Raw genomic sequence first — 11,602 nt, forward strand, 5'->3', positions numbered from 1 at the left:
TATTGATACGTATAAAATATGTTTACAACTACGTAGTGTTTTATGTCAAATGACATAAAAAAGCCATTACGATAAACGTAATGGCTAGGAATGCTTTCAGGAGTAACTCTTTACTGGGTTATGTATGGCTCTGCATCTATTTTTCTCAGTAGTTCGGTGATATTAGATACACTTAGCTTTTTCATGATATTGAAACGATGTGTTTCTACGGTTCTAACACTTTTTCCTAGTTTGTCTGCAATTTCTTTGTTGCTATTGCCTTCGTAGACGAGTTGTAGAATTTGCTTTTCACGTTTGGTAATATGGTAATCTATGATGCCAGACTGGGAAGAGGTGCTGACAGGTTTGCCATCTTTTATGTTTAGGTAAGAGTTGACTAGAATGTTAGAGATGTCTCCGCTAAAATACTTTTGTCCATCCAGGATGGCGTGTAGTGCTTTTGAAAACTCTTCTTTGGTGGTATCTTTTAGTAAGTATCCTGAAGCACCGCTTTCGATGGATTTGATGATGTATTCTTCATCGTCATGCATGGATAGGATGAGTGCCTTGGTATTGGGAGAAAACTCTTTGAGACGAGCCGTTGCTTCTATACCATTCATGATGGGCATTCTGATGTCCGAAATCAATATGTCTGGTTTAAGTAATCTTACTTTTTCTAATGCTTCCTCTCCGTTGGATGCTTCCGCAATCACATCTACATCACCGTTGCTTTCGAGCAGGATTTTGATTCCATTTCTAACAATGACATGATCGTCGGCTAATATTACTTTAATCTTACTCATAGGTGGATTACGTTAAAGGTAAACTAATGGTGATAGATGTACCTTGTCCAATTTTGGTGTCAATATCTAATTTGGCATTGATGTATGCAGCACGTTCTTTCATGTTGAATATCCCATGGCCTGAGGCGCCAAAGTGGCCTACGTTTTCTAACTTCTTTATATCGAACCCTTTTCCGTTGTCTTCTATGTTGACGGTTAGTTGGTTGATCGTGTGCTCCAAAGTGATTTTTATTTGGTCGGCTTTGGCGTACTTGATTCCATTGTTGACGGCTTCTTGAATGATGCGATAGAGGTTGGTTTCTATCGTGCCATCTAGTCTGTTGATAAAGCCTGTTTTGTTTTCGAATACCACCTCTGTACTGGTTAGGGAGGTGGTTTCTTGGCTGATTTTCTTGAGAGCTGGGACGATCCCAAAATCCACCAAACTGCTTGGAGCAAGGTTGAAGGATACCCGTCTGACCTCTTTGATGATACTTTTCATGAGATGTTTGGTGTCACTCATGCGCTGTCTCATGTGTGGTGAACTAGAGGTAGTAATCCCTTCTAGATTCAGTTTTAGCCCTGTTAGCATCTGGCCTATGCCGTCATGGATTTCTTGTGCGATTCGTTTCCTTTCTTCCTCTTGTCCTTCGAGAATTAATACGGATCTGTATTGTTGTTCTTTCACACGTTTGTTGACGAGTTCGAGGTTTATCTCTCTAGAGCGTTGTTTGGCTTCTATCGTATTACTGATGTCTGTACCGATCACTAGGAGCCCAAATTGACTCTTTTCCTTGTTGAGAGGAACAGGCTGAACAACTAGATCGAACCAAACGAAATCACCTTCATCATTGGTCGCTTTGATTTCACCATTCCAAGATTTTCGTTCCTTGGCCAAGGATTTCAATTGTTCTATGAAATCTTCGCGATAGGTGTGCTGCTCTAACCAACTATAGAAATTGGCTGGGACAGTTTCAGTATCCAATAGCAAAATCTCTCTGAATTTGTCTGAGGTTTGAAGGATGTTGCCATCGATATCTAGTTTTAGTAGAATACTCAGTTCGGCAGGCTGATGATTTACAGCTTCCAGGTCTTGATAAGATTTACCTAACTCATCATAGAGTTTTGATAACTGAGAAGCCATTGATTTTGCACTATCTTCTGATTGGATGAGATCCTTATACGAAGCGTATATGCGTTGGTATCGGGGATAGAGTAGCGCGAAAAACAAAGAGGCAATGAGTGCCAGTATTAGGACTATGAAGATGATTTCATGGTTGATGAGCCCGCTTTTCTCTTGGCTGAAATTTAATATATAATACTGTCCCGCCAGTATAGCAGCTACTACACCAATAAATGAAGCTAGGCCTGAATAACCTAGTTGTTGCAATGTTCTGGTACTTCTCAAGTATTTAAAGTCTAAAGTGCAATATTAGGTGAAATTACGCAGCTTACTGCGAAAATCCTACGTAAACATACCCCTCTTCCACTTTGACGGGGTAGGTAGCTAGGTCGCATTCGCTTCCATTCAAATTAACCCCAGTTTTGAGGCTAAATGTTTTCTTGTGAAATGGGCAAGCGACCTTAGGTTCTTGTCCCTCAGAGCCTAACATGCCTCTTGATAAGATCATTTGCTTTTTGTGTGGGCATAGGTTTTGACTGGCGTACCATTCACCTCTACGGCTAAAATTGAAAATGGCGACTTGTAGTCCTTTGTATTCTATGGCTGCACCGCCGTCTGTAGGGAATGCATCTACTGATGCGGCCTTGTGCCAGATTTTTACTTCTTCTGACTTTACTGTTTTATATTCTGCTGTTACTTCTGTCATGGTTGTATGCTTTATGGGTTGAAAAAAGGGTCAATAGGGGCTAGGATCAAGCACCCCATTCTACTGGTTTTTTCTGCCCTCTCATGTCTTCGAATTTCATGGTGGGATCAGGAATCTCTGTATTGACAAAGTGCGTAAATCGTTTTCTCAATTCTGGATTGTTCACTACTTCCTTCCATTCACATTTGTAGGTGTCTACCATGAACTCCATTTCCTTTTCTAGGTCAGCAGCTATGCCCAAAGAATCGTTGACGACCACATCGATGAGATAGTCGAGTCCTCCGTCTAGTTTGTTGAGCCATGTGGCTGTCCTGTTGAGCGGCTCAGCAGTTTTGATGTAGAACATGAGGAATCTGTCGATGTACTTGAGGCATGTTTCTGAATCAATATCTCCAGCCAATAGCTGTGCGTGCTGTGGATTAGATCCACCGTTTCCACATACGTATAGGTTCCAGCCTTCTTCGGTAGCGATGATACCGAAATCTTTACTTTGCGCTTCGGCACATTCTCTTCTACAGCCTGATACACCTCCTTTGAGTTTGTGGGGAGACCTGAGTCCTCTGTACCGTTCTTCCACCTCGATAGAGAAGGATACAGAGTCGTGTAGACCGTATCTACACCATGTAGACCCAACACAACTTTTGACTGTACGTAGTGACTTGCCATAGGCATGGCCGCTTTCGAATCCTGCGTTGATCAACTCCTCCCAGATATCTGGCAACTGATGAATCTGCGCACCGAATAAGTCGATTCTCTGTCCACCAGTTACTTTGGTGTAGAGATCATATTTTTTAGCTACCTGACCTATCACGATCAATTTGTCTGGTGTGATCTCTCCACCTGGTATTCTAGGTACTACAGAGTACGATCCACCTTTTTGGATATTGGCTAGGTACTTGTCATTGGTGTCTTGTAGCGAATCTTTCCCTTTGTCGAGGATCATCTCGTTCCATGTACTGGCTAGGAGTGAAGCGACCAATGGACGACAAGTTTCACATCCATCACCCGTACCGTGATCATTGAGCAGCTGGTTGTAGTCTTGAATCTTCTTGATTTTGATGATGTCTAGAATCTCCTGTCTACTGTAGTCAAAGTGTTCGCAGATGACGTTTTTGACGGTTTTTCCCATCTTGGCCAATTGCTCGTTGAAGATGTCTTTGACGATAGGGTTACAAGCGCCACAGCCAGTGCCCGCCTTGGTGCACGTTTTGACTTGCTCGATATCTTCGAACTCATTGTCGATGACTGCTTGGCATATATCGCCTTTGGTGACATTCTCACACGAACAAACCTGGGCACTATCTGGTAGCTCCATCTTGGTCTCTTCACCACCTCGACTACCTAGGATTAGATCCTCAGGGTTAGGAGGGAGCGCCATCCCGTTGAGGGTGACCTGGAGTAGCATGTTGTACGCCTCTGCTTCGCCGACGAGGATACCACCGAGTAGACGTTTACCATCTTCAGAGATGTTGATTCTTTTGTAGATACCTGTGTGTTTGTCTTCAAAGACAATAGGTTTATGATCTTCGTTTTCACATAAGGCATTGCCAAAACTCGCCACATCTACACCGATCAACTTTAGTTTGGTGGACATGTCATAGCTTTTGAAGCTTTTTTCTTCACCACCTATGAGTTGGTTTACCACGACATCTGCCATTTCGTACCCAGGCGCTACTAATCCATAAATGAAGTTCTTGTGCAAAGCACACTCACCAATCGCGAAAATGTCCGTGTCATCTGTTTGCAACAGATCGTTCACTACGATTCCTCCTCTTTGTCCTACAGCCAGACCACACTGAGTGGCCAACTCGTCTCTCGGTTTGATACCGGCAGAGATTACGAGCATTTCTACATCTAGATTAGAATCATCGGCGAACTCCATGCCCGTCATTTGACCTTCTCCAGCTATATTTCTTGTGTTTTTATTTAAGTGTAATTTGATGCCTAGCTCTTGCATTTTGGTAAGTAGGGCATCAGAACCTGCATTGTCTAACTGTCTCGGCATTAGACGTGGGGCAAATTCGATTACGTGTGTTTCTTGTTTGAGGTCCATCATGGCTTTTGCAGCCTCTAGCCCCAGTAGACCACCACCCATGACGGCAGCTTTTTTGGTCTTCTTACTATATTCTATAATTGCGTCGAGATCTTCGATCGTTCGGTAGACAAATACCCCTTCTTTTTCAACCCCTTTGATAGGAGGGACGAAAGCGCTCGATCCAGTAGCAAGGATGAGTTTGTCGTAGGGCAACTGTGTACCTTTGTGTGAGGTCACGGTTTTGTTGTTTCGGTCTATGGCGTTGATCATTTCGCCTGAGATCAGGTTAATGTCGTTTTCTTCGTACCAAGACCTTGGAGCCATTTCGAGATGTGATACAGAGGGATTGGTAAAGTACTCGCTCAAATGCACTCTGTCATAAGCTGCATGAGGTTCTTCTCCAAAAACTGTGATCTCAAATTTGTTCTTGTCAGCTTTGGCTCTTAGTTTTTCACAAAACTTGTAGCCCACCATGCCGTTACCGATTACAATTATTTTCTCCATGATTTTAATGTTATTACGTAATAGTACGTATTAAATTCTGATATGGAAACAAAACTACGTATTAAATGTATAAAAAGCTATATCAACTACGTAATTATGTTAGGGTGTAAACTGATAATTGACAGGAAAACACAGGAATTATAGAACACGAAAGAATATGACGTATGATAGATAAACTGAAAACAATCTTTGCACAAATAGATGAGGTCAATACACAAGACCCAAATATGGAGGCAGTAGATGGTCAACTCATTCCTAAAGAGTTGATATATGGCCAACGAATGACCGATATGCTCCAAGTGTATGAGGCAGATGCTTCTCCAGAATTACAAATAGCCGCTAGAGGGCAGCATATCAAAAGATGGCACATCCCACGCAGTGATTATCCCATGGATAGAAAGGGGTATCTCAAATGGAGGACGATGCTCAAAATATACCATGGAGAATTGCTCTCCGAAATGATGGAAAAGCAGGGGTTCTCTTCTGACTCTATTGATCAGGTCGTAGAACTGGTCAATAAAAAGAAGCTCAAGACGGATGATGAGTCCAAAAAACTGGAAGATGTTGTGTGCTTGGTCTTTTTGAAGTACTACTTCCATGCGTTTGGAGCGAAACACGATGAGGCTAAACTCATCGATATCGTACAGAAGACGTGGGGTAAGATGACGGAAAAGGGGCATGCGATGGCGTTGGAGCTGGACTACTTAGATGAAGATCTGGCGTTGATTCAAAAGGCACTGGCCTAGAACAACAGCTGGGCGATGACTGATGCAGGTCAAACTGTGTCATAAAATCAACAGGTGTGTAGGAAAGGGGACGGATTGAGAGTCGAAATGGTCTTGAATTCTTATCCTAGACTACAATTGGCGCATGGCGTGGTTTTGGGTGTATCTTGTTAGTCGGTAGACCATGAAGGTCTGCTGACTAGTGTATACTCAAACCTTATTTCATGACCTTATCATTCAAGAAGCTGTTTTTTGTCCTTGCCACGGTGCTGCTCAGTATATATATGCTGTTTGCGGCTAAGTCTATTTTAATCCCCGTGGTTTTTGCCATGCTGGTGGCTTTCATTCTCTACCCACTGGTCAAATGGCTAACGAAGCGAAACATCGCGTTGATCTGGTCTGTCATTTGGACAATGGCCAGCGTGACCATTGTCGTATTGGGGGTACTGTTTCTATTTTCTGCACAGATCGTATCGATCGTCAAGGAATACTCAGGCTTTCTAGCACGCCTACAAGAGGTGATGGACAAAGTCATTGTATTCCTCAATGAAAAGGTTAGTATCATCCCACCCATTGACTCTCAGATGATCAATGAGCAGATCACCCAACTGTTTTCGGACAGTGGTCTGTTGATCGTGTCGGATACCATAGGCGTGACGAGTACGTTGTTCACCTATCTTGTACTGACTTTCATCTATTCCTTTCTAATTCTACTCTATCATAAGCACTTAACCAAAGCTTTGATCCATTTCAATCCAAAGGAGGATCAACCTGCTTTTAGGGAGATGCTGAAGGAAGTGCAGGAGATCGGGCAGAAGTACCTTACTTCTATGCTGACGCTAGTACTGGTGCTGGGAGGGCTCAATAGTCTCGGACTGTGGCTCATCGGTATTGAGTATGCGCTGTTCTTTGGCTTCTTAGCGGCACTACTGGCCATCATACCTTATGTAGGTACTGTCGTAGGTGGATTGATCCCAACACTGTTTGCGTTGATCACTTATGATAGCTATTGGTATGCGATTGGCGTGGTAGCCATGTTTTGGTTTGTTCAGTTCTTAGAGGGGAACTTCTTGAATCCCAAAATCGTAGGGGGCAACCTGAACATCAACGCATTCTTTTCTATACTATCATTGATCGCTGGCGGTTTGCTTTGGGGTATCCCTGGAATGATACTGTTCTTGCCTATGGTGGCGATACTCAAAGTCGTCTGCTCATACTACACGGAGCTAAAGCCTGTGGCTTTGCTACTGGGAGACTCTGAAGAGAAGAATAGCCATCCGATATTCGAACGAATAGAGCAATGGGGGCAATCCATTATATCCAAAATCACTAAAAAGTAACTTCTATGAAACAACTTAGACCATTCATTATACTGGCTTTCGTTATCATCACGACTATATGGCCTGCACAGGCACAGTCGGATTACGAAAAAGCGGAACGTTACTTTGCAGACCGTGGAGATAGTGCTCAGGGGCTAGTGGCACGCAAGCGAATGATCAATCGTGCCATTAAATATTACAAACGTGCGGATCAGACACCTGAGACTGTTGCGGCACTACTCCGTGCCTACGAGTTCAAGGGGAGCTTTACGCGATTGAGCGAAAAGAAAAAACTAGAGACTTACAAGGCAGCGGTAGACTTGGGTAGAGAATACATCCATCGATATGCCTCTGATGTGGGGGTAAAATACTACTACATGACCAATCTGGGTCGCTGGGGCAATACCGTAGGCGTGATGACGGCTGCCCAAGAAGGAGTATCAGATGAGATCAAAGCACTCGCCGAAGAGGTCATCGAGATGGATGATCTGTTTGCTGAGTCGGGCGCACAGCGTATTCTTGGGATTATGCACCTCAAGTTGCCTCAAATCCCCTTTGTACTCTCTTGGCCCTCGGAAGACGAAGCACTACGTCTCTTAGAGACTGCCTACAGCCAATCACCCCAAGATCCTGCCAATGCACGCTTCTTTGCCGAAGCATTGATCGCGCATGATCAAAAGGATAAAGCGCAAGAAGTATTACGAATGGCACTGAAAAGCGAACCCAGAACCTCAAAGCTGATAGAAGACCGAAACAACCTAGATGCCATCGAGAAGATGCTCTCTCAGAATATCTGAGTGTGAGTGGTAGGCTATGGGGTTTTGTTGAGGTATCCCTTCTAGGGGTTGTTACTAATTTATGATTGCCAATACGCTCATACTCTATTGACCTGAGTTCGGTTCTAACAAAGAACTCAATAGCAGTATTAAAGCCTTTTTGTTATTTCGAAGCACAGTAGAGAAATCTAAGGTACTATCGCATAGATTTCTCCTATCATCGAAATGACATCCTGTCTAGGGCAGAAGTATGCTGATAAGAGGCTCAGATAACCAATACAACAATAATTAGTCGAACACAGGTTGTTGGGTTCGATAGACCTTGAAAGGGGGCTATGTATTATAAATACTGAGCCCCTCCAAGGATTAGGTATTTTTAATGAACCGTACGGGTATGAATGATAGCCTTGATTTTATTGCTAAACCCTTGGAGGGTTTTCTAGATATTGGTTTGAATGTGATTGCTCTGCCTAATGCATTATTCAGGCTCTAGTATTCATAAATCTAATTTATCTTAGAGGTGAAAACACAAATCTAAACCCACCTAAGATGAGTCAAGAATCGACACCAGAGGAACTAGCCGAAATAGAAAGACAGCTCAGTTGTCCACAGGGAGAGAATGGTATCAAGATGGCAGCAATGATGAACGAGACCAATGCGGGCATGATTACTACCACGATAGAGTCTTTGGAGATCACAGAGAATAATTATGTGTTGGAGATAGGGCATGGCAACTGTGCCCATCTGTCGACGATACTGGAGCAGGCACATGGGTTATCCTATATAGGAGTGGAGATATCTGAGACGATGCATGAGGAGGCGTGTCGTATGCATGCTGCTTTGATTGAGTCTTCTGACATAGCGTTTGAGCGCTATGACGGAGCAATCATTCCATTGGCAGACCATAGCGTAGATAGAATACTGACAGTGAATACGCTCTACTTTTGGGGTGATCCTGTGGGATTTTTAGAGGAGCTATACCGGGTGCTCAAGCCCAATGGAATACTCTCTATTGGTTATGCACAAAAACAATTCATGGATCAATTGCCCTTTGTAGCAGATAGGTTTACACTCTATGACAATCATGATGTGAAGACGCTGGTAGAGCAGACCGATTTTGAGATCATAGATATACTGGATCATCAAGAGCGTGTCAAGAGCAAGGCAGACGAGTGGGTGGATAGAGATTTTTCAGTGGTGAGATTGACCAAAGCTTAAGCCTTGCTTTTATGTAAGCATCTATAGCATACGAAATCACTGCTTCGGACTCAATTTTACATAACCTTTTTGGATCATCCGAGTTTCTAATTGAGGAATAGATTAGGTGTCGCCTTGACACCCGTTAGGATGAATATAAGTGTAGTAAGCCATTCGAGTAAATGAACAAAGATTTTAAGCAAATACCCTTATCCGTTTTGGATCTGGCAGTAATATGTGAAGGATACACTCCTTCGGATTCTTTTCGCAATAGCCGTGATCTGGCACAGCATGTTGAGCGACTGGGCTATCAGCGCTACTGGCTGGCTGAGCATCACAACATGCCCAGTATAGCCAGCTCAGCTACTTCGGTGCTGATCGGTGATGTAGCTGGAGCGACCTCTACGATACGTGTGGGCTCTGGGGGAATCATGCTCCCCAACCATTCGCCACTGATGGTCGCAGAGCAGTTTGGGACTTTGGCATCTCTCTATCCAGGACGGATAGACTTAGGGCTGGGGCGTGCCCCTGGCACGGATCAGCATACTGCTGCAGCACTACAGCGAGACGATCAGGCAGCCTACAAGTTCCCTACGTCAGTGCGTGAGTTACAGAACTATTTTTCTGCCGATAACGAACATGGTCGTGTACGGGCCATACCAGGAGAGGGGTTAGATATACCGATGTGGATACTGGGGTCTAGTACGTCTAGTGCGCACATTGCTGCTTCACTGGGCTTGCCGTATGCCTTTGCTAGTCACTTCTCACCAGTACAACTGCATCAGGCACTGGATATATACCGCAGTACCTTTAAGCCCTCATCAGTTTGCAAAGAACCCTATGCCATCGCCTGTGTCAATGTCACAGCAGCAGATACGAGCGAAGAAGCGCATCTATTAGCTACATCGATGCGAAAGATATTCATGGGTATACTGACCCAAAACAGAAGTCCACTACAGCCACCAGACAAAGACTTTGTACTACCGCCAGAGTTTGAGCAGGCATTGCAGCAGTTCTTGACCTATTCATTCATAGGTAGTCCAGATGAAGTAGAGGCTTCTATCTCTCAGTTCGTAACAGATACAGCCATCGATGAACTGATGGTGGTCTCTCATATCTATGACCATCAGGCAAGGCTTAGGTCTTATGAAATCCTAAAACAGCTACAGGATAATTAAGGTTAGACACTTGATTGTTTGTAGGTAGATTTTAGATGGGTATCATACCATCTGCATAGTCTTAGAAACGAATATAACAAAACAGCCCCTATGAAAGTACTTTCATAGGGGCTGTGTAGTATAATGGGATGGTCAATGATGCATCTAGAGTTTATCCTTCTAAGACTACACGATCACTCCTTAGTAGGCTATAGTTCTAAGCCTTCTAAGACTAATGTTCGGTGCCTTCTAAGGCAAAAGTCTGTAGTGTATCATTGTCAGTTACTTTAATCCGAATGATAACCAAGCTTTACTGTACTGTCAAGTCAGTAGAGAGTGTACCACTCCGTATGGTTTTGCTCTTTTGGAATATCGTACGAATATCTATTTGATAGATACCTGCCGTCAGTGTGTCAGGTATCATAAAAATCAGATTGCTGGGCATGTTTCGGATATAAGTCGTCACACGAGTCTCTGTGCCATCTGCTCCTATGATGAATATACCCTGCTGAGTGTCCTCTTGATTGACTTTGAGTCGACTACCTGTGAGTACACCTACTCCGCCTGGGCTTAGGGTTTCGTTAGAAGTCGTTTTGACATCTGTAAAGTCAACAGGTGTAGGTTGAGGCGCTTTGGCTGTTACTTTCTCTACTTTTAGTACATTAGATATTTGGGAGATTCTACTACCAGAGGTGACATTGAGCCTTAAGATATGACGACTCCTATCAAAGTTGTCTTGAGGATCAGTAAATACACCTTGAATCGACGGTGATATTCTCAAAAGTGGAGTGGATATACTATAGCCCTCTTCTAATGCCTCCTGTACAGATGCCTGATATTCCTCTAATACGGCGAGGGCTTCTGCTTTGGTAACGGTACTCCCTCTACCGATCATACGATCTATGAGTTCATCTAGTGTTTTTGTCTTTTGGTTTTGAACCACCGCCATATAGTCTTCTGAATTGGTGAGGTGGTTAGCGTATAGCGAATAATTTATAGCCATTGTTGTATTGTTTATATTGTAAAAGAAACCATTTCTCAAGCTGCTGGGTTTAAAAAGGGTTCTTACATACAGTCTAGCTAAGGGGGATGATGTATAGGATAACTCAGGGTATAATCACCGATGGTAGTAGTTGTGATACTAGGCATCTTTTGACCTGAGATGTTTGGGGGTATGTTGTATTACAAAAGAATCGAATACAATAGATCGTGCCATCTAAGCGGGTTGGTTTAGGCATGGAGGTTGGTCTTTCAGGTAATGCTTGATGAAATATAATCAAAAGTGACTGAAATACAAAC

Annotated in this window: 10 protein-coding genes; 5 read left to right on the plus strand and 5 right to left on the minus strand. The window is 43.4% G+C overall.

Features of this window, described 5'->3' with window-relative positions; translation table 11 throughout:
* Positions 1–110 precede the first annotated feature (110 nt).
* From BGP76_RS04865 to nirB, 4 genes are read right to left on the minus strand one after another with little or no spacing between them, the layout of a single operon-like run.
* Positions 111–782, minus strand: coding sequence for a response regulator transcription factor (locus tag BGP76_RS04865; RefSeq protein WP_119843810.1), 672 nt, complete (start codon positions 780–782; stop codon positions 111–113).
* Between the two features lie 7 nt (positions 783–789).
* The gene (locus tag BGP76_RS04870; protein WP_139280852.1) at positions 790–2,169 is read right to left on the minus strand and encodes an ATP-binding protein; all 1,380 of its coding nucleotides are present in this window, start codon (positions 2,167–2,169) and stop codon (positions 790–792) included.
* Positions 2,170–2,212: 43 nt separating this feature from the next.
* Positions 2,213–2,590 carry a nitrite reductase small subunit NirD gene (nirD, locus tag BGP76_RS04875; RefSeq protein ID WP_119843811.1) on the minus strand — a complete coding sequence of 126 codons (378 nt, stop codon included), beginning with the start codon at positions 2,588–2,590 and terminating at the stop codon, positions 2,213–2,215.
* A 46-nt stretch (positions 2,591–2,636) separates the two neighbouring features.
* The gene (gene nirB / locus BGP76_RS04880; RefSeq protein WP_119843812.1) at positions 2,637–5,129 is read right to left on the minus strand and encodes a nitrite reductase large subunit NirB; all 2,493 of its coding nucleotides are present in this window, start codon (positions 5,127–5,129) and stop codon (positions 2,637–2,639) included.
* Positions 5,130–5,293: 164 nt separating this feature from the next.
* Here nirB and BGP76_RS04885 point away from each other — a divergent pair, with 164 nt between their 5' ends.
* From BGP76_RS04885 to BGP76_RS04905, 5 genes are all read left to right on the plus strand, one after another.
* Complete coding sequence (locus tag BGP76_RS04885; protein WP_119843813.1) at positions 5,294–5,875, plus strand: DUF4202 domain-containing protein; 582 nt, start codon at positions 5,294–5,296, stop codon at positions 5,873–5,875.
* Positions 5,876–6,078: 203 nt separating this feature from the next.
* A complete protein-coding gene (locus BGP76_RS04890; RefSeq protein ID WP_119843814.1) occupies positions 6,079–7,194 on the plus strand; it encodes an AI-2E family transporter in 1,116 nt (371 codons plus the stop codon).
* Positions 7,195–7,199: 5 nt separating this feature from the next.
* Positions 7,200–7,970, plus strand: coding sequence for a lipopolysaccharide assembly protein LapB (locus BGP76_RS04895; protein ID WP_119843815.1), 771 nt, complete (start codon positions 7,200–7,202; stop codon positions 7,968–7,970).
* 528 nt (positions 7,971–8,498) lie between these two features.
* Positions 8,499–9,167, plus strand: coding sequence for a class I SAM-dependent methyltransferase (locus BGP76_RS04900; RefSeq protein ID WP_119843816.1), 669 nt, complete (start codon positions 8,499–8,501; stop codon positions 9,165–9,167).
* A gap of 161 nt (positions 9,168–9,328) precedes the next feature.
* Positions 9,329–10,324 carry an LLM class flavin-dependent oxidoreductase gene (locus BGP76_RS04905; protein ID WP_119843817.1) on the plus strand — a complete coding sequence of 332 codons (996 nt, stop codon included), beginning with the start codon at positions 9,329–9,331 and terminating at the stop codon, positions 10,322–10,324.
* 289 nt (positions 10,325–10,613) lie between these two features.
* Here BGP76_RS04905 and BGP76_RS04910 read toward each other — a convergent pair whose 3' ends face one another.
* Positions 10,614–11,306, minus strand: coding sequence for a DNA-binding domain-containing protein (locus BGP76_RS04910; RefSeq protein ID WP_119843818.1), 693 nt, complete (start codon positions 11,304–11,306; stop codon positions 10,614–10,616).
* Positions 11,307–11,602: the final 296 nt, after the last annotated feature.

The sequence above is a fragment of the Reichenbachiella sp. MSK19-1 genome, assembly GCF_003590315.1.
In the GTDB taxonomy this organism is placed as follows: domain Bacteria; phylum Bacteroidota; class Bacteroidia; order Cytophagales; family Cyclobacteriaceae; genus Reichenbachiella; species Reichenbachiella agariperforans.